Here is a 25026-nt window from a genome sequence, read left to right on the forward strand (position 1 = left end):
CTTTCCCGTCAGTGCTCGGGAACCGCCGATCTGCCCAGGATCGCCAGGATGCCCGCCAGCGGGATCCGTAGCCAATCAGGCCGGTTGTTCAACTCGTAGCCGACCTCGTACACGGCCTTCTCCAGCAGCAGTGCGTCGAGCAGGATCTCCAGATCGCGCCGGTTGGACGGTACGAACGGCGCTCCCTGGGCGGTGCTGAGGTAGCCCTGGAGGAAGGAGACAGCGACCCACTGGTACCAGAACTGAGCGGCCGGTTCCAGCGTGACCAGATCGGCGTCGCGCACGATCCCCTGGTCCTGGGCCCGTAGCAGCGCGGCGTGCGTGGCGTAGTGGAACGAACGCAGCATGCCGGCGACGTCGGTGATAGCGGAGCGCTTGCGCCGGCGCTCGCTGATCGGTCGGGCTGGCTCCCCTTCGAAGTCGATCATCACGAAGTCGTTGCCGGTGTAGAGCACCTGCCCGAGATGGAGATCACCGTGGATGCGGATGCGGACGCCGGACAAACGCTCGCTCCGCACCGCGTGGAAGCGTTGGAGGATCTCCTGCTCCGCGGCCAGTACCGCACGAGCCTCCTCCTGCAGCGGCTGCTCCAGGGCATTCACGCGGCGGCGCAGCGTCTCCAAGACCTGCAGGGTGAGCGTGCGCATTGACTGGTAGAGCGAGCGCTGATCGAAAACGGTCATCGGCTCCGGCGTGAAGGCCGGGTCTTCCGTGTTGCTGGAGAGCGCCAGGTGCATCTCCGCCGTGCGCTGGCCGAGGCGGTGGGCGTCTGACAAATAGCCCTCCAGGAGCGCGTGGGCCTCGTCCGGTGCCTCGCTGTCGGCGAGATCCAGCAGGGTCGCGGCCCGCACCGGTTCGCTGGTGAGTTCGGTCGGGACCGTGAGCGCGCGCTCGAAGAAGCGACCGAGCGAGTCGAGGGTGTAGGTCCAGGCATCACCCTCGTTGGGAACGAAGCCCTGGAGCAGGCCGAGGCTCATCGGCTCTCCACCCTTGCGCCGGTACTCAATCGACCCGGCGAACGGCGGGGTGTTCGGGAACCGGCGTGCGGTCAGGTAGCGGTTGAGTTCGAGATCCGGATTCACGCCGGGATGCAGGCGCCGATACAGCTTGAGGACGAGGCGATCGCCGTAGACAATCGAGGTGTTGCTCTGCTCGGCGTGCATGACGCGCGGTTCCAGCTCGTCGCGCGACGCTTGGTTCCGGCGCAGGTAGCTGGCGCGATCGCCGACGATCTCCCCGGCCATGCCCTTAACGCGGCGACGGCTCGCGATCACGTCGAGGAGGGTGTGACCGATGGCGGGATCAACGAGTGCGTCGAACAGCAGCCACTCGGCACCGCTCCGGGCACGGACGCGCGCGACGGCGGCGTGCGGTGCCGCTTCCAGGATCTCGGCGCCCTCCGTGATGTCCGCAGCCGACATCAGCAGCAGGTAGTGCTCGGAGTCGCCTTCCCGGTAGTCGACCTGGGTGACGACCGCGTAGGCAGGCTTGTTGCCGTTGGGCAGCGGGATCACGTCGAGGATCACCGCCCCCTTGATCTTGCGCGCCTTCCCGCCGAACCAGCGCCGGGTTGGGAGGTAGGTCGGCAGCACGTCCGCCAGCCGCTCCAGCCCGCGTCCCTCGAAGACTTCCTGCCAGTCCCGCGCGACGGTCACGGTTTGGATGGTGTCCCGTTCCGTCGTGATCTCGATTCGATCACCCGCCACCCGCTGTGGCTCCATGATGAACCAGTAGAACGAGTGGGGGCCCAGCGTGAGGAAGTAGGGCTGATCGGTCACCGGCGGGAACTCGATGTGCCCGAACATCTCGACCGGCATGAGCCCCTGGAACTCGGACAGGTCGAGCTCGACCGCCTGGACGAAGCGGGACAGGTTGGCGACCACCAGGATCTGCTCGTCCTCATAGCGGCGGATATAGGCGAGCACTTTCCGGTTCTCCGGGTAGAGGAATTCGAGGCTGCCGCGACCGAAGGCCCGGTAGCGCTTGCGGAGGGCGATCAGTCGCTTCATCCACCAGAGGAGCGAGTAGGGGTTGTTCTGCTGCGCCTCGACGTTGACCGCCTCGTAGTGGTACTCGGCGTCGACGATGACCGGCAGGTAGAGCTGCTGCCGCTTGGCCTCCGAGAAACCGGCATTGCGGTCGGCGGTCCACTGCATGGGCGTGCGGACGCCGTCGCGGTCGCCCAGGTAGATGTTGTCGCCCATGCCGATCTCGTCGCCGTAGTAGATCACCGGCGTTCCGGGGAACGAGAAGAGCAAGCCGTTCATCAGCTCGATCCGACGCCGGTTGTTCCCGAGGAGCGGCGCGAGGCGACGGCGGATCCCGAGATTGATCCGCATCTGCGGGTCGTTGGCGTAGACGCGGTACATGTAGTCGCGTTCATCGTCAGTGACCATCTCCAGCGTCAACTCGTCGTGGTTGCGCAGGAACAGCGCCCACTGGCAGTTGTCGGGGATGGCCGGTGTCTGTGCGAGGATGTCGATGATCGGGAAGCGGTCCTCCATGCGCAGCGCCATGAACATGCGCGGCATCAGCGGGAAGTGGAAGGCCATGTGGCATTCGTCGCCGTCGCCGAAGTACTGGACGGCGTCCTCGGGCCACTGATTCGCCTCGGCCAGGAGCATCCGGTCGCTGAACCGCTCGTCGATGTGCGCCCGCAACTCCTTCAGGAAGGCGTGGGTCTCCGGCAGGTTCTCACAGTTGGTGCCTTCGCGCTCGTAGAGATAGGGGATGGCGTCGAGCCGGAGACCGTCGATACCCATGTCGAGCCAGAAGTCGAGGATGCGGAAGATCTCTCGTCGTACCCGCGGGTTGTCGTAGTTGAGGTCCGGTTGGTGGCTGTAGAAGCGGTGCCAGTAGTAAGCACCGGCCACCGGGTCCCAGGTCCAGTTGGAGCGCTCAAAGTCCTTGAAAATGATGCGGGCATCTCTGTACTTGTCCGGAGTGTCGCTCCACACGTAGTAGTTCCGCCAGACACTGCCGGGTTTGGCCCGGCGCGCACGCTGGAACCACGGGTGCTCGTCGGAGGTGTGGTTGCAGACAAGCTCGGTTACGACGTGGAGGCCGCGCCGGTGCGCCTCGCGCACGAAGCGCCGGACGTCGCGTAGGGTGCCGTAGTCGGGGTGGACGTTGGTGTAGTCGGCGATGTCGTAGCCGTCGTCGCGCAGGGGCGACGGGTAGAACGGCAGCAGCCAGATCGTGGTGACACCCAGGTCCTGGATGTAGTCCAGCTTTTCGACCAGACCCCGGAAGTCGCCGATACCGTCCGCGTTGCTGTCGTAGAACGCGCGAACGTGCACCTCGTAGAAGATCGCATCCTTGTACCAGAGCGGCTCCCGCTCGAACAGCGGCTGGTGCTCCCGTCGGCCGACCATGACCCGCGCGAACCCTCCCCGTTACATGAAGTACTCGAAGTCTCGCTCTGTCCGAAGGCGGCGCTTGACACGCAGGATGTGCGCGGGAACGCGACTGGGATTCAACTCGACATAGTTCCAGGCGCCCTGCCACAAGTAGTATGCATCAGTGAGGAGATCGTGGACCTGGTACGGCTGGTCCGGGTCGAGGCCAAAGCGCTCCAGCGGTAGTTCGAGCCAGCCCGACTGGGTGTAGTGCGGATCGAGGTTCACAACCACCACGATGCTGTCCTCCCCCGGCGCGACCTTGGAGTACGCCAGGATCTGGTCGTTGTCGATACGATGGAACTGCAGGCTCCGGTTCGACTGGAGCGCGCGGTGCTCGCGGCGGATGCGGTTGACGCGCGCGATGAAGGGCCGGAGGCTGTCAGCCCGGTCGATATCCCAGTGGCGGATCTCGTACTTCTCGGAGTTGAGGTATTCCTCTTTGCCGGGCGCCACGGCCACGTGCTCCATCAACTCGAAGGGCGGCCCATAGATCCCGTAGCTCGCTCCGAGGGTAGCGGCCAGGACGAGGCGGCTCATGAAGGTGGGCCTTCCACCGTGCTGCAACTGCTCGGTCAGGATGTCGGGCGTGTTCGGCCAGAGGTTCGGCCGGAAATAGTCGTGCACGTCGGTCTGGGTCAACTCGGTGAAGTAGTCGATCAACTCGTGCTTGGTCGTTCGCCAGGCGAAATACGTGTACGACTGTGAGAACCCGAGCTTGGCAAGCCGGTACATGACCTTGGGCCGGGTGAAGGCTTCGGACAGGAAGATGACCTCGGGATAGTCGCGCTTGATGCTGTCGATGAACCACTCCCAGAAGGCGAAGGGCTTGGTGTGCGGGTTGTCGACCCGGAAGATTCGAATGCCTTGCTCGATCCAGAAGCGCGCGATGGAGGCCAGTTCCTCCCACAGCTCGCGCCAGGCCTCGCTCTCGAAGTCGAACGGGTAGATGTCCTCGTACTTTTTCGGCGGGTTCTCGGCGTACTGGATCGTGCCGTCCGGCCGCCAGCGAAACCACTCCGGGTGTTCGCGGACGTACGGGTGATCGGGTGACGCCTGGTACGCGAGGTCGAGCGCGACGTCGATCCCGAAGTCCCGCGCGCGCTGGACCAGGCGGCGCAGGTCGTCGAGTGTCCCCAGCTCCGGGTGGACGTCCTTGTGGCCGCCCTCCTCGGCGCCGATTGCCCACGGGCTCCCTGGATCTCCTGGCTCGGCCACGACACTGTTGTTGCGACCCTTGCGCTTGGTGCGGCCGATGGGGTGGATCGGCGGCAGGTACAGCACATCGAAGCCCATTTCGGCGATGTACGGTAGCCGCGCCTCCACGTCTCGTAAGGTCCCCGGGCGGCCAGGGTCGGGCGACGCCGAACGGGGGAACATCTCATACCAGGTGCTGAACCGCGCGCGCTCCGGCTCGACGACGACGGTGAGGCCCTTGTCGTACAGGGTGGCGAAGCGCGTGTCGGGATAGCGGGCCACGAGCGCCGCCAGCTCCGGGTCAAGTGCGATTTGTGCGCGCTCCGCTGGTTGGATGTCCGCGCGTAGTGCCGCAGCGGCGGCGCGGAGCCGGGACTGGTCTTCCTGCTGGGCGCGGTCCGCTGCCGCGTCGATCAGGTCCGCCCCGATCAGGAGGTCGATCGAGACATCCTGGCTGGCTTCGAGCTTGCGCTGGAGCCCGTGGTGCCAGGTCTTGAAGTGATCCACCCAGGCGCGGATGGCGTAGTGGTAGCGGCCTAGCCGGGTGACGACGAACTCGCCGCGCCAGCGGTCGTTGACGAGCGGCACCAGCGGCACCTCAGCCCAGTCCTCGTCCTCCGCGTGCCGGTACAGGAGCACGGCGGAGATCAGGTCGTGCCCGTCGGTAAAGATGTCGGCCTCAACCTCGACCGGCTCGCCCACCACGCGCTTGATGGGGAAGCGACCACAATCGATCTCGGGACGGACTCCTTCGATCACGACGCGTTGACGACCTGTTGAGTCCAGCATCTGGGTGTCGACGTGGTTGGGCTGTGCACGAGCGGTCATCGGGGTGCGGCTCCTCTCTCATCGAGGTGCACTCGGGAGCAGACGACTGGTGCATAGCGGGAACGGAGTTGAAAGCGAGCGGCCCGTCCCCCTCCGGCCGCCGCGCGGGACCGCAAGTCTTGTACCGGTGGGGACGCCGCGGGCGCCGGTCTGGCGCACCGGGCGGCCCAACCGGGCGTGGCGGGGGCGCATGGGAGTCGAACCCACCCGCGAGGCTCGTCACCCCGCGCACTGATTTTGAAGACCAGGCGGGCCACCGGGCCCGATCCGCCCCCAGGATCGCTGCGTGAGCGGCTCGGCAGCCAAGTATAGCAGCCGGTTGGCGCCGGACGGGTCGGCGCGCCGCAGGCGCCGGCAAGGGGTCTACCGGCTGGGTGACCGGCGCCGAGCGTAGGCGTTCTCCAGGAGATGGTCGATATCTTCGTTCGTGAAGAGATACGTTTGCGGCACCCCGAATGTCGAGTCCGACCGTGAGTCGACCGTCGCGTACGCCTTGATGAGGAACCCCTCGGGCGTCTCGATCAGTGCGATACGCGTGAACCGGTGTTCATCCAGATAATGACCGATCGCGCGGAATGTGTCCTCGTATCGGACGCGGCGCGTACCGGTGTGATCGAGCATCCTCGTCCCCCTCTGTCGCTAACCCAAACCCAGCTCCTGAAGGCAGCGCTGCTTACCGGACCCGGTGGAACTCGTAGAAGCCCTGGTGGTGCTCCGTTGGGTCAACGGCGACATCGACGACCGCCGGCCGCCCCGCCTGGTTGGCCTCGCGAGCGGCCTGGAGCGCCGCATCGAGGTCCTCGGCGCGCTCGACGCGCGTTGCCCAGCAGCCGGCTGCGCGGGCGACGGCGACCAGGTCGACCGTGGCCGTGAACTCGGTCGCGATGACGCGTCCACCGAGGGCGGTCCGCTGGGTCCAGCGGGGCCAGCCCAGCGCTCCGTCGTTGAAGACCACCCAAGTCACCGGCGCGTTCTCCTGAACCGCGGTAACGATCTCGTGCATGCCCATCTGGAACGCACCGTCGCCGGTCGTGCAAACAACCTGCCGATCGGGCCGCGCCAGTTTGGCGCCGATGGCGCCCACGACGCCGAGCCCCATGACGGTCTGCTCCGCAGGGGGCACCACGCAGCCGGCGTCCTTGACCTGATAGTAGGGCCAATAGTAGGCCCACAGGTCCTGCGCGCCGTTTTCCAGCACGAGGATGGTGTTGTCACCGAAGACCCTGTTTATGCTGTGGACGATGCGCTTTCCCTTCAACGGGCTGGAGTTGTCCTGGGCGTCTTCGGCGGCCCGAGCGATGGCCTCGGCCCGGCGTGCACGCAACTCCTCGACCCGGGCCATGTCGGCGCGAAGGCCCCGCCGGGTCGCGCCCCGCAGCAGGGCGTCGAGAGCGAGCGCGGCATCGCTCTGAATGGCGACGTCGGGCACCCAGTTGCGCCCCAGCTCGAACGGGTCGATGTCGATCTGGATGAAGCGCGCACCCTCGGGGAAATAGTGCCAGACGCCGGACTGGAACTCCTCCATGCGCGAGCCGACCGTGATCAGGAGATCAGCCTCCTGGTACACCGCCTTGGGGAACTCGGTGCGATAGAGGCCGACGCTGCCGCAGAACAGCGGGTGTTCCTCGGAGATGATCCCGCGCCCGGCCGGTGTCACCAGGACAGGGATACCGAGGGCATCGGCAAATGCCTCGACCTCAGCGGTCGCGCGGGCGAGGACTGCGCCGCCGCCGCCGACGAGCACCGGTCGCTTCGCCTGCTCGATCAGGTCGAGTGCCGCTTCGATGCGTTCGAGGTCGGGCCCAGGGCGGACACTGCGGTCCGCGGGCTGGTACGGTGTGGGCTCGACCTCCTCCAGCGCGATGTCGGCGGGGATCTCGACGTAGACCGGGCCCGGCTTACCGGTGGTCGCGATGGAAATCGCCCGGCGGATGGTCCAGGCGACCCGGTCGGGTCGTTCGACGGTGACGGCCCACTTGGTGATCGGGGTCATCATCCCGACGTGGTCGGCCTCCTGGAAGGCGCCCATGCCCTGGATGCGTGTGCTGGCGCGCACGCCGAGTGCGAGTACGGGGATGCACCCGGAGTAGGCCTCCAGGATACCAGGAACGAGGTTGGCGACGCCCGGACCCGGGCACCCGAAGCAGCAGCCGACCTGCCCGGAGACGCGCGCGTAGGCCATCGCCATGAAGGCGCCCGATGTCTCGTGCCGAACGAGGACCGGCCGGACATGCCGCGCGTCGTAGAGCGCGTCATAAAGGTGTTTGGCGCCGCCAGGGAGTCCGAAGACAAACGGGATCCCCTCAGCTTCGAGCGCCGCGACCACCTGCTGCCACGCGTTGACCTTCACCAGCTATCCCCTTTCTTCCCGTCCCGCAGCCGGGCAGGACGCACTGCGAGGCCGGTCGGTCATTCCCTCCGGGGTTGGTACGGTGCGTGTCAGGTTCATGCCCGGTAGGCCGGGCCTCGGCGAGTTGTGGCTATTGTGGTGGGCGGGCGAGTTCGGTGCAAGTACAATTGCTGAATCTGATTGCGTCCGAGGAGGGATGGTTTACGGGAAGCCTGTGCTACCTGCGCGTGTTGATGAGCTAGAACGGGTCCGTCTCGAACTCGAGCTGCGCCGCCGCACGCTGGCGCTCGAGCAACTCCGGGCGCTCCTCACCGAGGAGGAAGCGGCCCAGGAGGCGCTACGCCGTCGCATCGAGGATCGACTGGGACCGCTGCGGCGGGAGATCGAGCGCCTGAAGGCCGAGCTCGAGCGGATTGACCAGCGGCTCCAGCGGCTGCAGTTCGCGCGGCAGTCGCTCAGTGACGAAGAGCTGGACCGCGAGGAGGAGACCTTCCGGGCCGAGGAAGCGGCCTGGTGGGCCGAATGGCGCCACCGGCGCGCCGAGCGGCAGACGCGGCGCGGCGAGGTGGTGAATCGAAACGGCCACGACGACATCACCCTACGCCAGCTTTACCGAACGCTGGCGCGCCTGGTGCATCCAGACCTGGCCCGCGACCCCGCCGACCGCTCGCGGCGGGAAGCCGTGATGCGCCTCGCCAACTCGGCGCGGGAGGCGGGCGACCTGGATCAGTTGCGACGCCTCCTGGCCATCTGGGCCCGGCCGGACGAGGGCGAATGGCCGCGTGATGTCGAGATCCTGCGGGCGCGGGTCGGGCAGCGGCAGGTGGAGATCGGAGAAGTACGCCGCCAGCTCAACAATCTCCGACGGCAGCCGATGGGTCGCCTGCTGCGCCGGGGTGACCTCGAAGTCCACCGCTACCTGCGCGCAGAAGAGGTGCGCCTCAATCGAGAACTTGCCATGCTCCGGCTGCGCCGGCGCAGGGCGTTGCGGCAACTCGAGGAGCGGCGTCGCGAACTCGGGGTCTCGGCAGCCGAATAGCGGCACTCCACAACATCTTCCACCCGGCGCTCCATAATGCGTCGTGTTCCGCGCTTCCCTGCTATGCTTGGGATGTAGTGCCCAACGGGCGATCGTCTCCCGGGCGGCCGGCAGTGGAAGGAGCGGATGGCACTCGTGAGCCGACGTGCGGCGGCAAGTGGCCCTGGCGCCTGGCGTTGGCGCGGTCGGGGACCGTCCATGCGGGCGGTGGAGGGCAACGTCGTATCCGAAAAGGTTCCCGGCGGGTCCCTCATCGCCGCGGTGCTGGACCGCGAGTTGATGGCGTGGAGCGACCGCGGCGGCGCCAGCCGCTACCTGGGCGAACGCTGGTCCGAGCAGTGCACAGTTGCGCTCGAAGAGGCCGTCGGCTCGGAGGTGCCGGTGCCGCGGGGGCGACCATTTACGCTGCGCGCGGTCGTCCGGCTCGATGAGAACCCCGAGATTGCGATCCAGGCCGGCCAGCACAAGCTCGTAAACCCCGACTTCGTCCTCTACGGGAGCCGTGATGGCGAGGAGCACATCCTCCAATCGGCCGATGCCAAATTCGCGGTCGATACTATTCGCTCGCCCCAGGTGAGCGCAGCGGCACTTGAGGCGCTGCTGGCGGTCGAAGGGGGGCTGGTGGGCGCGGCCATCGAGGCCAAACTCGGCGGCCCCGTCGGTGACCCGTACCGGGTCGAGCAGGGAGTGTTCCTCAGCCCGATCAGCCCGCTCACCGACTACTTCCTGCCGCGCGTGACGTCCGGCCCGGGGGCACCGGTCGACCCACAGGAGGTCATCCTGCTACCGGTGGACCCGGTGGCCATGTTCACCGGTCTGCCGATGACGCGGCTGATCGGCATCCTGGCCCGCATTGACCGACTCCCGGTCAGCCCCCGGGAGAACATCCTGTCAGCGATGTACTACTTCCGGCTCGCTTGCGCCTGCGCGTGGATGTGGGTCGAGGAGCACACACCGCTGCTCAGCAACGACCCGCCGCCGGAGGTCGATCCCACCGGCCTGGCCGACGAGACCAGCCGCCGCGTTCGGGGCGCACACACCGCCTATGAGGTGGTGCAGGAGTGGTACGAGACCGTAGAGCGCGTGTCGCGGTCCCGGCAGGAGGTCCGCTCCATGGCGGTGATGCCGGTGCGTATGAGGGAAATCCGCGCGATGGTTGAGGCGGCGGGGCTCGGCGAGGATCGAGGTGTCCTGCGCCGGGTGCGTGGTGCGCTGGAGCGACGGTATCGGACGCGGCTGGTAGAGACGGTCGGAGAGATCCCGGCCCGGCCCAACCGGCCACTGCCCGCCATCCTCGAGGACGTCGCCAATGCCAGCCGTGGGCTCTATCCAGAGCTGCGCCGTTTGGCCGCCGAACTCGTCGAGCGCGAGGCCGCCGAGGCGCGCGGCGAACGGTGATCTTACCCGGCGAACGCCGGATTCCGGTCAGTCCAGGTGCATCACCTCGGTCGCCACGTCGGCGAGGTAACCCGCCTGCAGGTTCCCCTCGATGAAGCGGATGACCGTCTGCATCGTGTCGTCGACATGGCGAGACGAATTGGAGAGGCAGACGAAGGCGACGGTGGCGACCTGCCAGGAGTCCTGATCCGCTACCTCGGCGATCGACACGTTGAAGCGCGCCCGGACTCGTTCAGTGAGCGAGCGCACGACGCGGCGCTTCTCCTTGAGCGAGTGCGCCTCCGGCATCTCGATCGTCAGGTGGCAGATCCCCAGGACCACGGCAGTTGGCGCTCCCTGACCTAGATGACGTTGTGCTCCTGTGCCAGGCGACCCTCGCGGAAGCGGCTCGGGGCGAAGGCGGAAATGTCGACGGTCGTGGCGCGACCCTCCGTGATGAGCTCCGCCATGCACATGCCGACCGCCGGGCCCTGCATGAATCCGTGCCCGCTGAACCCTGCGGCAACCGCCAGTCCCTCGACCTCGTCGATCCAGCCCAGGAGCGGGTTGTCGTCCGGCGTGATCTCGTAGAACCCTGCCCAGCCCCGCATGACGCGCGCCTCCTCGAAGGCCGGTGCCCGCGCGCACAGGGCTTCAACGGTCCGCATCATCCACTCGTCGTCCACGGTCTTATTGAATCCGGGCGGGTCGTCGGGGTTGGCCATGCCGAAGAGGAACCCGTGGCTCTCCGGGTGGAAGTAGAGGCCGGACCGAAACTCGATCGTCATGGGGACGGTCGCGGGCACCGCGTCGAACGGCTCGGTGATGAAGCTCATGCGCCGGTAGGGCAGGATGGGGATATCGACACCCGCGAGCTCACCCACCCCGCGGGAGTGCGGTCCGGCGCAGATGATGGCCAGCGGCGTCGAAATCACCTCATCACCCGCGCGCACGCCCCGGACTCGGCCGCCTTCGATCACGAATCCGGTCGCCGCGGTCTCCTCGCGGATTTCCACGCCGAGCTGGCGGGCAGCACGGGCGATTCCGGTGGTGGCGGAGTATGGGTCGGCCCAGCCGTCGCGCGGGCAGAACGTAGCGCCCAGCACGTCGTCCACGCGCACAGCCGGATTGAGCGCGCCGATCTCGGCAGGATCTAGCCAGCGCACGGGCACACCGAGGCTCTCCTGGAGCGCGGCATTGGCTCGGAAGGTCTTGACCTCATCGTCCGTGGTCAGGAGGAACAGGTAACCCTGTTGGCGCAGGCCAATCTCGGTCCCGAACAGCTCCGGGAAGTGCTCCCAGACCTCCAGGCTGACCTGGGCCAGCCGGATATTCGTCTCCGTCGAGAACTGAAGCCGAATCCCACCGGCCGCGTCGGCGGTCGCGCCCCGAGCAATCTGATCCTGCTCCAGGACGACGATGTCCTTCACTCCGCGGGACGCGAGGTAGTAGGCAATGCTGCACCCCATGATCCCCGCGCCGATGATGACTGCATCCGCCGTGCGCGCCATGCGCTTGTCCTCCCTCTCCGCAGCTCCCCTGCACCATCCGCCGCAGTATAGCAAAGCGACAGGCGCGACCCGGCCGGCACTCGCGGGGTGTGGCTCATGGTACAGTGAGCCGGCATGATAGCCACTGCACCGCGGGTGAAGGGGTGAGAGGAGCGACGAGGAGCATGGTTGGGGAGCGAGAGCGGATCACGGTTTTCATCACCTCGCCGCTGGAGCCGGAGCACGTCGATCGAATACGGGAGGTCGGCGGCGATCACGTTGAGATCATCTACGAGCCGGACCTGTTGCCACCCACCCGCTACGTGGCAGACCACGACGGGCCACCCGACTTCCGTCTCTCGGAGGAGCAACAGGCGCGCTTCAATGCGCACCTGGCGCGGGCCCACGTGCTTTGGGACTTCCCGAAGCGCATCCCCGGCGACGGCGCCCTCCTGCGGATGGCGCCGAGGCTGAAGTGGGTCCAGACGACGAGCGCGGGGGTTGGGCAGCTCGTGGCGCGGCTCGGGCTGGTCGACTCCCACCTGATCGTCACGACCGCAAGTGGGGTCCATGCAGGGCCACTGGCCGAGTTCGTCTTCATGGCTCTCCTGATGCACGTCAAGGAGTATCCGCGCCTCCGAGACCAACAGCAGGCGCACCGCTGGGAACGCTTCGCATCCGATGAGCTGGCGGGCAAGACCATGGCGATCGTGGGGCCGGGGCGCATCGGCCGTGAGGTTGCACGAATCGCTCGCTGCTTTGGCATGCGCCCGATCGCAATGGGGCGGGACTCGTCGCCGGAACGAGCGGCCACACTGGGGGTCGAGCGGCTCTACCCGCGCGAGCGACTGGGGGAGATGCTGAGTCAGGCGGACGCCGTGGTGCTCTGTTGCCCGCACACGCCGGAGACGGAGAACCTGATCGACCGCGATGCCTTCGCCGCCATGAAGGACGGCGTTGTCTTCGTCAACATCGCCCGAGGGCAGGTCGTCGACGAGGAGGCGCTGATCGATGCGCTGCGCTCGGGCAAGATCGCATTCGCCGCTCTGGACGTGTTCCGGACGGAGCCGCTTCCGGCCGACAGCCCGCTCTGGGATCTCCCGAACGTCTTGATCAACCCACATTCGGCCAGTACGGCGTACAGCGAGAACCGGAAGATCACCGAGATCTTCTGTCACAACCTCCGTTGCTTCATCGAAGGACGCGTGGACGAGATGCGCAACGTGCTGGACAAGGCACGCATGTACTGATGCAGGGACCGGACGCGACGCCGGATCGTGGCGGATACCGCTTCCTCGCTCTGCGGAACGGGCCGGGAGCCGAGCAACTCGCTGTGACCGAGGCGATCCTTGCGGGTGTCGCGTCCGGTTCCTCACCGCCGACATTGCGGCTCTACTCCTGGTCGGAGCCGGTGGTGATCCTGGGAGTGAGCCAGCCGGCGGCCGATCTCGACCTCGACGCCTGCCGCTCGCTCGGCTACCGGGTGATGCGGCGACTCTCGGGCGGGACGGCGGTTTACCACGACGCCGAGGTGGTCAGCCTCGACCTGATCGTGCCTCCCGGTTCCTGGTTTGCGCCGTCTGATATCACCCAGACCTATGCGCGCGTCAGCCAGGTGATCGGCAGTGCCGTGGCGCGGCTGGGAGCAGATGTCCGCGCGGTGGATGTCGCCGATGCGCGCCGGTCCGTCACGCGGCCCGAGTTGCAGCCGGCATGCTTCGGCGGCCTGGCTCCGTACGAGCTGGTAGCTGGCAGTCGCAAGGTGGTCGGACTGTCGCAGATCCGGCGGCGCGAAGTCGTTGTCGTCCAGGCAGCGCTGTACACCCGTTTCTCCTACGACGCACTGGCCAGCGTGCTCCGGGTCGCAGCCGCGGCGGGCACGGAACGCTGGACTGCATTGCTGCGCGAGCATGCGGCCGGGCTTGACGAACTGCTTGGCCGCCGGGTCGAGCCTCAGGAAGTTGGCGCTGCGCTGCAGGCCGCGTTTGCCGAGGCGATCCCTGGCGGCCTGGCGACCGATGGGCTCCTCCCCGCGGAACTTCGAGCCGCCGAGCGACTCGCGGTCGGGCGCTACGGGTCAGAGGCGTGGACCCTGCGTCGGTGACTCCCTGTCGAAGCTGGCACGGAAATCGCGCTGCTGTCGTGCCCGGATTCACACCGGTCGAGTGTGCTGCCGCCGGCGTCGCCGGCGGCAGATCGTGAGGGAGCATGCGCATGACGCAGACGACGATGGAAGTCACCGTCAAAGAGATCATGACGCCGAATGTGATCACGGTCTTCCCTCAGACGGGCGTCGATGAGGTGGCGCGGCTGCTGTATGCCCATCGAATCAGTGGAATGCCCGTGGTGGACGAAACAGGTGCCCTGCTCGGGATCGTCAGCGAGTTCGATGTGATCAGCAAGAAGGGACGGACGGCCGCGGACATCATGACCCGCGACGTCATCAGCGTCTTGGAGGATGCCCTGGCCGAGCAGGTAGCCGGGATCCTGACCGAGCGAAACGTGCGACGAGTCCCGGTGACGTCCGAGGGCCGGCTGGTCGGTATCGTCAGCAGGTCCGACCTGGTGAGGCTCTTCTCGATCACCAGGTGGGCGTGTCCCGATTGCGGCTACTTCGTGCGCGGTTTCCACCGTCCCGACGCGTGTGAGATGTGCGGCTCGACCGCCATCGAGCTGCAACGAGACCCACCCGGCATGTAGCGCCACGCCACCGTCAGGGGACCGCGGAGGTCGCCGGCTCGGCCTGGGCAGGAGCCTGCGTGGCTGCACGCTGCCGCACACGCCAGAAGTACCCGGTGAAGACCGAGGTGCTCCCGATCTGTGACAGCGCGAAGATGATGAAAACGGCGTTGTAGCCGGCCGCGACGATGATCTGCCCAGCCAGCAGGCTGGCTGCGGCGTACCCAAGGTTCCACATGCCGCTGCGCAGGCTGAAGGCGTTGGCTCGTGCCCGCGACGGGAGCATTTCGGAGATGAAGGTCGAGTTAATCGGCCAGGCCACGCTCAGCGCAGTCATCCGCACGATGTGCGCGATCAACGCCAGTCCCAGGCTGGGCACCAGCGGCAGTACCAGGAAGAAGGGGACAGGCAAGAGGCGCAGCAGTGCCTCGGCGCCCAGCGGGCCGAACCGGCGGCCGATCGCCGGTGCCCCCAGTCCTACGACCGCAGCAACCACCCCGGCCAAGGCGTAGATGAGTCCGATCTGGCTCGGACCGGCACCGATGCTGGCCAGGTAAACGTTGTAGAACGGCACGACCGCGCCGGAGCCGATGCTCAGGACCAGCCCGGCGAGCACGAACATCGTGATATGGCGGCGCACGGTGCGTCGCGTGGGCGTCGCCTCGCTGACGATGAACGCCTGCTGCCCCGTTTCGCTGGCCCGGTGGCCGCGAGCATGCTGCATCCGCCACAGCGGGACGAGCGCGAGCACGCCGAGCACCACGCCGGCGATCAGAGTCACACGGTAGGCCGTCACGCCCGTGGGAGAGACATCGAAGATCACGCTAATCAGTCGCGGGGACCAACCGCCGATGAGGCTGCCGAGCGTCGCTGACAGCGACTGGATCGAGAAGGTCACTGCGGCCGCGACCGACCGTTTCTCCGGGCGAGCCCATTCGACGATGAACGGCATGACCGGGACGACGACGAAGGCCGAGGCGCCGCCTGCGATCACCGACGTCGCGAGGATCACCCAGGGTCGATCCACCATCGCGAGGATGAGCGACGCGACGAGGAAGACGGCTGTGCCGAACGTCAGGCAGGCCCAGTTGCCGAACCGGCCGATCAGCGGCCCCATCACCAGTGCGGCGCCGGCCATGGCGAGGGTGTACACCGCGTTGTAGCTGCCGATGAAGTCCTCGCGGTGCGACAGGCTCACGAGATAGAGGTTGTAGATGAGTGCGAACACGCCGATGGCGATGTTGGCGAAGAGGTTGAAAACAAGGAAGAGCCTAATCTCCCGGCGAAAGCGCTTGATCTCATGCACGAACTCGACCACGGTCCCCCCGGTCAATCCCTCCACTGTTCCCCAGCGCCCTGAGCGGCGCCGGGTGATTATATTAGTCCGAGGGGGTGGATGTCTGGGATCCAGGTCATGAGATCTTCCGGACCGTCCGACCAGGGTGCCCAATGGAGAGGGGGCCACGTGACGCAGGCCATGGAGGTTGCTGAGCGTGCGGCTGCTGTGTTGGCACACCGCCCGGCGGGCTTACTGACCGATATCGACGGTACGATCAGCCGGGTTACCGCGCCGGCGGAGGCGGCCACGGTGGAACCCGCTGCCCGGGCGGCACTCGCGCGCCTCGCAACCGTCCTCGATGTCGTAGCGGTCGTCTCCGGCCGCTCCGCGGCCGATGCTCGGCGACTGGTCGATGTCCCCCGACTCGTCTACATCGGCAACCACGGGCTTGAGCGCTGGCACGATGGTCAGGTCACCGCGTCGCCCGAGGCCACCCGGTTCCGCGATCGGATGGCGCGCGTGGCAGCGCAGATGCAGGCGACGCTGACGCTGCCGGGCGTGCGCGTCGAGGATAAGGATCTGACCCTCTCGATCCACTACCGCGAGACGGCAGACCCGGCAAGCGCCGAGGAGGCCGTGCGTGCGGCGCTTCTTCCCGTGTCAGAGGCCGAGGGGCTCGTCGTTCGGCCCGGCCGGATGGTGTTCGAGGTGCGGCCGCCGATCACGATGAACAAGGGGACGGCTGCCCGCGATTTGATCCGGGAGCGGGGCCTGCGATCCGTCGTCTTTGTGGGCGACGACGTGACCGATCTGGACGCGATGACCGAGATCCAACGGCTCTCGGCAGAGCAGGGACTGCGCGCGCTCACGGTCGGCGTGGTTGGCCCAGAGACGCCCCCCGCCATCGCCGAGCAGGCCGACATGACCGTTGACGGCGTCGATGGAGTGATCGCCTTCCTCACTGCGCTTGCCGACCGACTGGGATAGGGTCACCGCGCCACTCCGGACGGTCCCATGCCACCCATGACGCTGCAAGGGACGGGAGAGGCTGCGCGGGCAGGGACTAGCCCGGCGGCAACAGTGGATCGAGCGGCGCGATGGGGCGACGAAGGCGCTGGTAAGGGAAGAATCCGAAGTCAGGGACGGTCACCCCGGGTGTGGCGACGGCGACCATGTTGGCGGAGACAGCGCTGAAGCCGACGCGGTAGCGCAGGCTCGACTTGACGACCAGAATGCGCTTGGCCGACGGGTCGATCCCGTGGGCGCGGAAGATGGCCGGATCGTCGAGCTCGACGCGGCGCTCAGCCAGGATGATAGCGACATCCCCCTCGTGGCGGCCTCTCGCTTCCAAGACGACTGAGCGACCCAGATCAACGTGGCGCCCGGTGTCGATCGGCCCCTCGCGTACGATCCTCCCGGGCCCGATGAATGCCACACGGCCGCGGACATCGATGGGGTAGCCGTGAAGCCGGTCACGCCGCGCTCCGACGGACAGTGCCACCTCGGCGCCGACGCCCGCAGCGATGGCCGCGTCGACCGCGTCGGGGTCGGTCAGCACCCCGATTGCAGCCCCGCGTGCTCCCAGATCAAGCAGACCCCAGAGAAGTCCGGTCCCGTCTCCCGGCCCGCCCGCGCCCGGATCGTCCCCGGTGTCGGCCAGGACGACCGGATGCTCCCGGGCCGCCATCGCGTCGTGGATGGCGGTCTCGATGTTAGCCGGGTACACCGCCAAATGGTCACAGCGCTCGACGACGGCGGCCTCCAGAGTTGAAGCAACGTCGGCGGCGCGAGCCGGCTCTCCGTCCGTCGCCACGACGACGGCCGCTCCGGCGTGTGGCACGTCTGCGTAGGGGAAACCGCCGGAGACCACGGTGCACAGCACGTCCGGTTCCCGTTCGAGCTGACGCGTCAGCTCCGCGATCTCGGCCATGGCACCGACGCCGGTGTCCTGGGCGGAGAGTGGCACGAGGACTGGGACTTGGCGCAGCGCAACGGCAGGCCGGACCTCACCTGAAGCGACCAGCGCGAGGAGCGTCAGCGCCCGCTCCCCGCGGGCGGCAGGGGCGATTTCCGGGACCGTGCTCGGGCCGACCACCAGCGTCGCCATCTCAACCAGGCGGGGAGAGATGTTCGCGTGTGGTCCGACCGTGGCGACGATTGGGACTGACTCACCCACGGCGTCCCGCACGGCTGACAGGAGGGTCGCTTCCGCCTCCGGGTCGCTGACCGTGATTAACCCGCCGCTGACATCGAGTAGCACGCCGTCGATCGCGCCGCGCTCCTCACGGAGGCGGGAGCACAGTTCGTTGGTCAGGCGCTCGAAGTCCGTATCGGCGAGCGGGCCGCCGCTCGGGGCGCGGGCCTCGATCAACGGGACGATATCGTGGCCGAGACGCGCTGCCGCCCGGATAGCTCCGGCAAGGGTGGTGTTGGCATCGCTGGCGGCGTCGATCAGGGCGTCGCCTTCGATGTACCGGCATGCCGCAAAGTCGGCCAGGGTGGTGGGAACCGGCGAGAAGCTGTTCGTTTGGTGCCAGATCGCCCCGATGGCAAACCGCACCGCAAGCGCTCCCTTCTACGGCGCGTCCGCTCCGCCACTGCGGGTGCATGGTAGCAGACTCGCCAACCTGCTGCCCCGGGGTCTGATATGATCGTGGCAGCGACGACAGGAGAGACGGAAGCGCGGTCGGAGGCGACGATGGGACTCAGCCGGGAAGCCAGACCCGAGGAGAGTCGTACGCAGCGGGCGGACGGGGTAACGCAATGCCCGCAGTGCGGCGCTGACCTCACTACGGATGCAACGTACGCGCGCTACGGTGTCTGCGCCGCCTGCGGGCACCACATGACGATCCCGGCGCTGCAGCGGATTGAACTGCTTGTCGACCCGGACTCGTTCGAGGAGTTCAACCAGCATCTGGTCTCCGTCGACCCGCTCGTCTTCTCAGACCGCCTGCCGTACCGGCGTCGGGTGCTGGAGGCGCGCGAGCAAACCGGCCTGACGGAGGCGGTCGTCACCGGGACGGCGCGCATCATGGGCCACCCGGTCGTCGTGGCAGTGCTCGACTTCCGCTTCCTCGGCGGGAGTATGGGCTCGGTTGTCGGCGAGAAGGTCACCCTGGCGTTCGAACGGGCAGCCGAAAAGCGCATCCCGATCATCACCGTCGCCGCGTCGGGCGGCGCCCGGATGCAGGAGGGCATGCTCAGCTTGGTCCAGATGGCCAAGACGGCCGCGGCGGCCAAGCGAGCGCACGACTCGCACGTGCCCTACATCTCCATCCTCACCAACCCGACGACGGGCGGCATCTATGCCAGCTTCGCCAACCAGGGCGACATCATCCTGGCCGAGCCGAAGGCGCTGATCGGCTTCGCCGGTCCTCGCGTGATCGAGCAGACGGCGGGTCGCGATGAGGTGCGGTCGCACTCGGCGGAATTCCTCTACGCGCACGGCTTCATCGACCAGGTGGTGGCGCGTCCGCGCCTGCGCGACACGGTCGCGACGATTCTCCGCATCGTTAGCCAGCGCGGGGTGATCAAGCGCGATGAGCGACCCGTGATGCCCAAACCCGGCGCCAGTGCCGAGCGGGCCTGGGATATCGTTCAGATCGCGCGACACCCCGAGCGTCCCACGACCCTCGACTACATTCGGCGCATCAGCCCGCAGTTCGTTGAGCTGCATGGCGACCGGCTGTATGGCGACGATCCCGCGATTGTGGGCGGGCTTGGCGAGATCGCAAACCGCGGTGTGGTCATCATCGGCCATGAGCGCGGCCACGGGGATCCGGCGCGGCGCGGAGGGCAGGCACTGCCGGAGGGTTACCGGAAGGCGATGCGGCTTATGGACCTCGCGGCACGCCTGCGCCTGCCGGTCATCACCCTGGTGGACACCCCTGGGGCCTACCTCGGCGAGGGCGCCGAGGAGCGCGGGATCGCGATGGCGCTAAGCGACTCGCTCGCGCGGATGAGCGTGCTCCCGGTGCCGACCATCGCGGCCATCATCGGTGAGGGCGGCAGCGGCGGGGCACTTGCGCTTGGTGTTGCCGACCGGATCCTGATGCTGGAGCGTGCGGTTTACAGCGTGATCGCTCCCGAAGGCGCCGCGGCGATCCTGTTCCGCGACGCGTCCCGCGCGCCGGAAGTCGCGGAGTCGCTGAAGATTACGGCGGCCGACTGCTTCCGGCTCGGCGTGGTCGATGGCGTCGTGCCCGAGCCGGAGGGAGGCGCCCACACCGATCCGGACTACGCCGCCGCACTCCTGCTCCACGCTCTGACGGACGCGCTGGGTGAGCTGGTGGACGTTTCGCCTGAGAAGCTGGTTCGCGAGCGCTACCGCAAGTTCCGGCGAATGGGTCAACATAACACGTACCTGCGTGAGATGATCGCGCAGGAGGTGACGGAGTGGAGCGGGCGTGTTTCCCGCACCCTGGGGTCGATCCGAGACCTGCTTCCGTTCGGCGAGGGGGAGCACGAGGATCACGGCGACGAGCCCGGTAAGGTGCCACCCCAGGAGGAGGTCGTCTCGTGAACGCCGCTCCCGGCGCCCGCGCCGAACCGCTCTGACCAAGGCAGGGTAGCCCGAGCACGCGCAGGGCCACCGTCCGACTAAGGCGGGCTGTATGCCGCTCAGAGTCTCCCGCGCGTCTTCGTCGGGGGAGCGGTGCGCCATGCACCGCCGGCGGCAACCACAGCACACCACTCGCCCCGAGCGGGACGTTTGCCGTGTGACCGTCGTGGATCCCGGCTTACTGGCTCGGCGGGATCGGCGCCCGGAGTCCGTTCTCTTCGGCGAAGGCAATCGCCTCGGGGTAGCCCGCATCGACATGGCGCATGACCCCGATACCCGGGTCGTTCGTCAGAACCCGCTCCAGACGGCGGGCGGCCTCCGGGGTGCCGTCCGCGACGACGACCATGCCGGCATGGATCGAGAGCCCGATCCCGACGCCGCCCCCGTGGTGGACCGATACCCAGGAAGCGCCGGACGCGGTGTTGAGCAGGGCGTTCAGGATCGGCCAGTCGGCGATCGCGTCCGAGCCGTCGCGCATCCCCTCCGTCTCCCGGTACGGTGAGGCGACGGAGCCGGTGTCCAGGTGATCCCGGCCAATGACGATCGGCGCCTTCAGTTCGCCCGTGCGAACCATCTCGTTCAGGCGCAGGCCGAAGCGGGCCCGCTCGCCGTAGCCCAACCAGCAGATGCGGGCCGGAAGGCCCTGGAAGGGCACCTTCTCCTCAGCCATGGTCAGCCACCGCCGGAGTGCCTCGTTCTCGGGGAAGAGTTCGATGGCGGCCTGGTCGGTCTTGCGGATGTCCTCCGGGTCACCTGAGAGTGCCACCCAGCGGAATGGCCCCTTCCCCTGGCAGAAGAGCGGTCGAATGTAGGCCGGGACGAAACCGGGATAGGCGAAGGCGTCCTCGACCCCGGCAACCAGTGCCTGCCCGCGGAGGTTGTTGCCGTAGTCGAAGACGACCGCGCCTCGGCGCTGGAACTCGAGCATGGCCTGGACGTGCTGGGCCATGCTCCGCATCGCGCGGTCGGTGTAGATCTCCGGCGACTTCTGACGCAGGAGCAGCGCGTCTTCTAGGCTGATCTCGGCCGGGACATAGCCGCCGACCGGGTCGTGGGCAGACGTCTGGTCGGTGACCACGTCCGGCATGAAGCCGCGCTTGAGGAGATCGGGCAGGACCTCTGCCGCGTTGCCGAGCAGGGCGATTGAGAAGGGGCGGCGCTCGCGGCGTGCGGCCTCGACCTGGCGCAGGGCATCGTCCAGGTCGGCCGTCCACGCGTCGCAGTATCCGATGCGCACCCGGCGTTGGATTCGCTCGGGATCGACTTCAACGACGAGGGCCACACCGCCGTTCATGGTGACGGCGAGCGGCTGAGCGCCGCCCATGCCGCCGAGGCCGGCGGTCAGCACAACCCGGCCGGACAGAGAGCCGTCGAAGTGCTGGCGGGCCACTTCGGCGAAGGTCTCGTAGGTCCCCTGCAGGATGCCCTGGGTTCCGATGTAGATCCAGCTCCCGGCCGTCATCTGGCCGTACATGGTCAGACCGAGCGCTTCGAGCCGTCGGAACTCGTCCCAGGTGGCCCACTGGGGTACCAGCATGGCGTTGCTGATCAGCACCCGCGGGGCCAACTCATGCGTGCGGAAAACGGCTACCGGCTTGCCGGACTGGACGAGCAGCGTCTCGTCGTCCCCGAGCTGGCGCAGTTCTCGGACGATGGCGTCGAAGCATGCCCAGTTGCGCGCCGCCTTACCGGTGCCGCCGTAGACGATCAACTCCTGCGGCGCCTCGGCGACCTCCGGGTCGAGGTTGTTCATCAACATCCGGAGCGCGGCCTCTTGCTGCCAGCCGCGACACGAGAGTTCTGTGCCCCTGGGGGCCCGCACCTCCCGCGGTTGTCCCTCGATCATCAGACGCCTCCCTCTTCGATCTCCTGCGCCGTGGCACTTTCAGGTGACTGGACCAGCGCTGCGTCGACCGCCTGCTGAAGCGTCCCTGAGCGGATCAGGTCGCGCGCGGTTTCGATGAGCTGGTGGAGCGGCGGCCCGTCGCGTTCGAGGAAAGGGATCTGCGCGCGAACAGTGCGGTAGGCCGCCTGGGTTCCGATCCCCCACGGTTCGCGCTCGTTCAGGTCGAGGGCCTGCGCGGCGCAGAGCACTTCGATCGCCACAATCGTCTCGGTGTTCGCGACGACCCGCGCGAGGTGCCGCGCGGCTGTGGTGCCCATGCTGTTGAAGTCTTCGATGTCGGCCGACGTCGGGATCGAGTCGACGCTGGCCGGATGTGCCAGCGTCTTGTTCTCACTCGCCAGCGATGCAGCCACATACTGGGCGATCATGAACCCCGAGTTGATCCCCGGCTCGGGCACCAGAAACGCGGGAAGGCGACTGGAACGCGGGTCGACGAGGCTGGCGATGCGGCGCTCAGTGAAGGTGCCCAGCGACGCGATCGCGACCTTCAAGTAGTCCGCCGGGAGCGCCACCGGGTGACCGTGAAAGTTGCCGCCGGAGACCACGCCGGTGTCGTCAGGGAAACAAAGCGGATTGTCCGTCACGGCGTTGATCTCGATCTCCACCGCCTGCCGCACGTGCTCAAGCGCGTCTCGGACGGGCCCGATCACCTGCGGGATGCAGCGGAGGGTGTAGGCGTCCTGGACCGCGCCGCGGCGCGGGCGGGGGAGCGTTCCATCCCGCTCGAGCAAGTTCCGCATTCGGGCGGCCGTTGCCACCTGTCCCGCGTGGGGTCGAATCTGGTGCACCTGCGCGGCCAGCGCCGCGGGGTCGCCCCCGATTGCCTCGAAGCTCATCGCGGCAGCGATCTCGGCGGCGCGCAAGAGGCGCTCGCTGTCCGCCACTGCCAGCGCCAGGAGCGCAGTGATGATCTGGGTGCCGTTGATGAGCGCCAGCGCCTCCTTGGCCTCGAGTGTGATCGGAGTGATGCCGGCCTCGGCCAGGGCATTCTCAGCAGGGAGCACCTCGTCGCGCCGGCGCACCTGCCCCTCCCCGATCAAAGGGAGCGCGAGGTGAGCCAGCGGGGCGAGGTCGCCGCTCGCTCCGACTGAGCCTTGCTCGGGGACGACAGGGTGGATCCGTGCGTTGAGTAGATCGATGAGGCGCTCTACTACGATCGGACGCACCCCGGAGTAACCGCGAGCGAGTGCCTGGGCGCGCAGCAGTAGCGCAGCACGCACCACGTCATCTGGAAGCGGCGGACCGACTCCTGCCGCGTGGGAACGCAGCAAGTTCACCTGGAGTGCGGCCCGGTCTTCGGGCGAAATAGCCACATCGGCTAGCGCCCCGAAGCCGGTCGAGACGCCGTAGACAGGCCGACCCTCAGCGATGGCCTCGTGGACTGCGGCGCGGCTCCGCTCCATCGCCGCGCGGGTATCGTCAGCAAGCGCGACGGTCCTTCCCGCGCGTGCGACGGCAACCACGTCCGCAATCCGCAACGGGCTGCCGCTGAGGGTCACATGATGGTCGCTGTCGTTTCCCGACACTGATTGTCCCTCCTCGTGGCGCGCGGATTGGTCGTTGCCGCGAGGTCGTGACACGACATCGGTGTGAGCCAGTGTACCCGGTTCCGCCGCCGGGCGCACCGGAGGGACCGTCCGAACGCATTCGGCTATCATTGGCGCGTAATCTGCAATTTGGCGGGGGTTGGGGGCAGTCCGTGTGCGACGCGTGAGGGGCCAAGACGTGGTTGGAGAGCAGAAACCGTGAGCGACGAGGTCTTGGCTGCGCGTTGGAAGCGTTGGCTCCTGGTCACAGCGGCGGTGCTCGTTGTGTTCTGGGTGCTGTGGCGTACGCGCGACGCGCTTCTGCCGTTCCTGCTTGGCGCGATCATCGCGTACCTCCTCGCTCCAGCCGTCGACTTGCTGCAGCGAGCGTTGCCCCAGCAAGGCCGCCTGGCCCGGCTGGCTCGCCCGCTCGCCATCCTCCTGGCGTATGTCTTCGCGCTCGCGATCCTGACCGTCGCCGGCTTCTATCTCGTCCCGCCGCTCATTGACCAGACAGTTGAGTTCGTCCGCGACCTCCCCAGCTACTGGGACGACGTCCGGCGCGAGAGCAACGCGCTAATGCGGCTGTATGAAGCTCGTGTCCCAGAGGACATGCGCCGTCAGATCGAGGCGAATCTGGGTGCCCTCGGGCAGCAGGTAGGCACCGCTGCGCGCACCGCGATGATGGTCACCTTCGGCGCGGTGACGACGATCATCGGCTTCGCTGCCGGGCTCCTCTTGCTGCCCTTGTGGCTGTTCTACGTCCTCAAGGACCAACAGCGGGGGCTTGAGTGGTTCTACGGGCTGTGGCCGGAATCCTGGCGACCGGACGTTCGCGCCATCGTCGGGATGGTCGATGACGTGATGTCGGCCTATGTCCGGGGACAGCTCTTTCTCGGGGTCGTGATCGGCGTGGTCACCGGGATCACGATGTGGCTGATTGGCATCCCGCAGTCGCTCGTCCTCGGTGTGCTGGCCGGCTTTTTTGAGTTGATCCCGGTGCTCGGCCCGTGGTTGGCCTTCGTCGCCGCGGCGCTGGTCACGCTGGCGACCGAGCCTGACCGCATCCTCTTCGTGGGAATCGCCTTCCTGGCGATCCAACAGCTTGAGAACACGTTCCTGGTGCCGAAGATCCAGGGCGACGCCGTGCGGGTTCACCCGGCCCTGATCATGGTGCTGCTCGTGGTCGGCGGGTCGCTGTGGGGCGTGCTCGGGATGATCTTCATTGTGCCCCTGACGGCCGTGCTCCGCGATATCTTCGTGTACCTCTACCACCGGACGGGTAAGGTGTGATCCCGAGTGCGGGTCATGCCGTGAGGTCGTGTCACCTGGACGCGGAGTCGCCGCGCGCCGCGCAGCGGCGGACAACTCAGCTCAGGATGACACGGGCGCGTCA

General features: G+C 67.5%; 18 protein-coding genes and 1 tRNA gene. 8 read left to right on the forward strand and 11 right to left on the reverse strand.

Features of this window, described 5'->3' with window-relative positions; all coding sequences use genetic code 11:
- Positions 1–8: 8 nt before the first annotated feature.
- From treS to STHE_RS05490, 5 genes are all read right to left on the reverse strand, one after another.
- Positions 9–3374, reverse strand: a complete 3366-nt coding sequence (treS, locus tag STHE_RS05470; RefSeq protein ID WP_012871575.1) for a maltose alpha-D-glucosyltransferase — start codon at positions 3372–3374, stop codon at positions 9–11.
- A gap of 21 nt (positions 3375–3395) precedes the next feature.
- Positions 3396–5423 (reverse strand): alpha-1,4-glucan--maltose-1-phosphate maltosyltransferase, encoded by a 2028-nt coding sequence (locus STHE_RS05475; protein ID WP_012871576.1) that lies wholly within the window; start codon positions 5421–5423, stop codon positions 3396–3398.
- A 178-nt stretch (positions 5424–5601) separates the two neighbouring features.
- A tRNA-Sec gene (locus STHE_RS05480) sits at positions 5602–5698 on the reverse strand.
- Between the two features lie 88 nt (positions 5699–5786).
- Positions 5787–6044 carry a hypothetical protein gene (locus tag STHE_RS05485; RefSeq protein WP_012871577.1) on the reverse strand — a complete coding sequence of 86 codons (258 nt, stop codon included), beginning with the start codon at positions 6042–6044 and terminating at the stop codon, positions 5787–5789.
- A 52-nt stretch (positions 6045–6096) separates the two neighbouring features.
- Positions 6097–7773 (reverse strand): thiamine pyrophosphate-binding protein, encoded by a 1677-nt coding sequence (locus STHE_RS05490; RefSeq protein ID WP_012871578.1) that lies wholly within the window; start codon positions 7771–7773, stop codon positions 6097–6099.
- Positions 7774–7969: 196 nt separating this feature from the next.
- On the opposite strand from STHE_RS05490, the gene STHE_RS05495 reads away from it, so the two are divergent.
- Both STHE_RS05495 and STHE_RS05500 read left to right on the forward strand, forming a co-directional pair.
- Positions 7970–8812, forward strand: a complete 843-nt coding sequence (locus STHE_RS05495; protein ID WP_012871579.1) for a molecular chaperone DnaJ — start codon at positions 7970–7972, stop codon at positions 8810–8812.
- 198 nt (positions 8813–9010) lie between these two features.
- A complete protein-coding gene (locus STHE_RS05500) occupies positions 9011–10210 on the forward strand; it encodes a hypothetical protein (protein ID WP_012871580.1) in 1200 nt (399 codons plus the stop codon).
- Between the two features lie 27 nt (positions 10211–10237).
- Here the strand turns inward: STHE_RS05500 and STHE_RS05505 are convergent, their stop codons facing one another.
- Together STHE_RS05505 and STHE_RS05510 are read right to left on the reverse strand one after the other, a co-directional pair.
- Positions 10238–10531 (reverse strand): DUF503 domain-containing protein, encoded by a 294-nt coding sequence (locus STHE_RS05505; RefSeq protein WP_012871581.1) that lies wholly within the window; start codon positions 10529–10531, stop codon positions 10238–10240.
- 20 nt (positions 10532–10551) lie between these two features.
- Positions 10552–11700, reverse strand: a complete 1149-nt coding sequence (locus STHE_RS05510) for an NAD(P)/FAD-dependent oxidoreductase (protein ID WP_012871582.1) — start codon at positions 11698–11700, stop codon at positions 10552–10554.
- Between the two features lie 164 nt (positions 11701–11864).
- On the opposite strand from STHE_RS05510, the gene STHE_RS05515 reads away from it, so the two are divergent.
- The 3 genes from STHE_RS05515 to STHE_RS05525 all read left to right on the forward strand — a co-directional run bounded on the left by STHE_RS05515 (position 11865) and on the right by STHE_RS05525 (position 14379).
- Entirely contained in the window at positions 11865–12929 is a 1065-nt protein-coding gene (locus STHE_RS05515) for a D-2-hydroxyacid dehydrogenase (RefSeq protein WP_012871583.1), read from the forward strand.
- Positions 12929–13783: a lipoate--protein ligase family protein gene (locus STHE_RS05520; RefSeq protein WP_012871584.1), complete on the forward strand. Its 855-nt coding sequence runs from the start codon at positions 12929–12931 to the stop codon at positions 13781–13783. The genes STHE_RS05515 and STHE_RS05520 overlap by 1 nt, the downstream gene beginning before the upstream one ends.
- 110 nt (positions 13784–13893) lie before the next feature.
- A complete protein-coding gene (locus tag STHE_RS05525; protein WP_012871585.1) occupies positions 13894–14379 on the forward strand; it encodes a CBS domain-containing protein in 486 nt (161 codons plus the stop codon).
- Between the two features lie 13 nt (positions 14380–14392).
- On the opposite strand, the gene STHE_RS05530 is transcribed toward STHE_RS05525, so the two are convergent.
- Complete coding sequence (locus STHE_RS05530; RefSeq protein WP_169308178.1) at positions 14393–15691, reverse strand: MFS transporter; 1299 nt, start codon at positions 15689–15691, stop codon at positions 14393–14395.
- Positions 15692–15823: 132 nt separating this feature from the next.
- On the opposite strand from STHE_RS05530, the gene otsB reads away from it, so the two are divergent.
- Positions 15824–16624 carry a trehalose-phosphatase gene (gene otsB / locus STHE_RS05535; protein ID WP_012871587.1) on the forward strand — a complete coding sequence of 267 codons (801 nt, stop codon included), beginning with the start codon at positions 15824–15826 and terminating at the stop codon, positions 16622–16624.
- Positions 16625–16700: 76 nt separating this feature from the next.
- Here the strand turns inward: otsB and STHE_RS05540 are convergent, their stop codons facing one another.
- Positions 16701–18197: a M81 family metallopeptidase gene (locus tag STHE_RS05540; RefSeq protein WP_012871588.1), complete on the reverse strand. Its 1497-nt coding sequence runs from the start codon at positions 18195–18197 to the stop codon at positions 16701–16703.
- 138 nt (positions 18198–18335) lie between these two features.
- Here STHE_RS05540 and accD point away from each other — a divergent pair, with 138 nt between their 5' ends.
- Complete coding sequence (gene accD / locus STHE_RS05545) at positions 18336–20159, forward strand: acetyl-CoA carboxylase, carboxyltransferase subunit beta (RefSeq protein ID WP_012871589.1); 1824 nt, start codon at positions 18336–18338, stop codon at positions 20157–20159.
- A gap of 217 nt (positions 20160–20376) precedes the next feature.
- On the opposite strand, the gene hutU is transcribed toward accD, so the two are convergent.
- On the reverse strand, positions 20377–22044 hold the full coding sequence (gene hutU, locus STHE_RS05550) for a urocanate hydratase (protein WP_012871590.1): 1668 nt from the start codon (positions 22042–22044) through the stop codon (positions 20377–20379).
- The gene (gene hutH, locus STHE_RS05555; RefSeq protein ID WP_012871591.1) at positions 22044–23630 is read right to left on the reverse strand and encodes a histidine ammonia-lyase; all 1587 of its coding nucleotides are present in this window, start codon (positions 23628–23630) and stop codon (positions 22044–22046) included. The genes hutU and hutH overlap by 1 nt, the downstream gene beginning before the upstream one ends.
- 219 nt (positions 23631–23849) lie before the next feature.
- Between hutH and STHE_RS05560 the strand changes: the two genes are divergently transcribed.
- The gene (locus tag STHE_RS05560; RefSeq protein WP_012871592.1) at positions 23850–24923 is read left to right on the forward strand and encodes an AI-2E family transporter; all 1074 of its coding nucleotides are present in this window, start codon (positions 23850–23852) and stop codon (positions 24921–24923) included.
- Positions 24924–25026: the final 103 nt, after the last annotated feature.

It is taken from the genome of Sphaerobacter thermophilus DSM 20745 (genome assembly GCF_000024985.1).
Taxonomy (GTDB): domain Bacteria; phylum Chloroflexota; class Chloroflexia; order Thermomicrobiales; family Thermomicrobiaceae; genus Sphaerobacter; species Sphaerobacter thermophilus.

Excerpts from the sequence above, each read along its gene's own strand:
- treS (WP_012871575.1), bottom strand. The coding sequence starts at position 3,374 with ATGGTCGGCCGACGGGAGCACCAGCCGCTGTTCGAGCGGGAGCCGCTC.
- STHE_RS05475 (WP_012871576.1), bottom strand. The coding sequence starts at position 5,423 with ATGACCGCTCGTGCACAGCCCAACCACGTCGACACCCAGATGCTGGAC.
- STHE_RS05485 (WP_012871577.1), bottom strand. The coding sequence starts at position 6,044 with ATGCTCGATCACACCGGTACGCGCCGCGTCCGATACGAGGACACATTC.
- STHE_RS05495 (WP_012871579.1), top strand. The coding sequence starts at position 7,970 with ATGGTTTACGGGAAGCCTGTGCTACCTGCGCGTGTTGATGAGCTAGAA.
- STHE_RS05500 (WP_012871580.1), top strand. The coding sequence starts at position 9,011 with ATGCGGGCGGTGGAGGGCAACGTCGTATCCGAAAAGGTTCCCGGCGGG.
- STHE_RS05510 (WP_012871582.1), bottom strand. The coding sequence starts at position 11,700 with ATGGCGCGCACGGCGGATGCAGTCATCATCGGCGCGGGGATCATGGGG.
- STHE_RS05515 (WP_012871583.1), top strand. The coding sequence starts at position 11,865 with ATGGTTGGGGAGCGAGAGCGGATCACGGTTTTCATCACCTCGCCGCTG.
- STHE_RS05520 (WP_012871584.1), top strand. The coding sequence starts at position 12,929 with ATGCAGGGACCGGACGCGACGCCGGATCGTGGCGGATACCGCTTCCTC.
- STHE_RS05525 (WP_012871585.1), top strand. The coding sequence starts at position 13,894 with ATGACGCAGACGACGATGGAAGTCACCGTCAAAGAGATCATGACGCCG.
- accD (WP_012871589.1), top strand. The coding sequence starts at position 18,336 with ATGGGACTCAGCCGGGAAGCCAGACCCGAGGAGAGTCGTACGCAGCGG.
- hutU (WP_012871590.1), bottom strand. The coding sequence starts at position 22,044 with ATGATCGAGGGACAACCGCGGGAGGTGCGGGCCCCCAGGGGCACAGAA.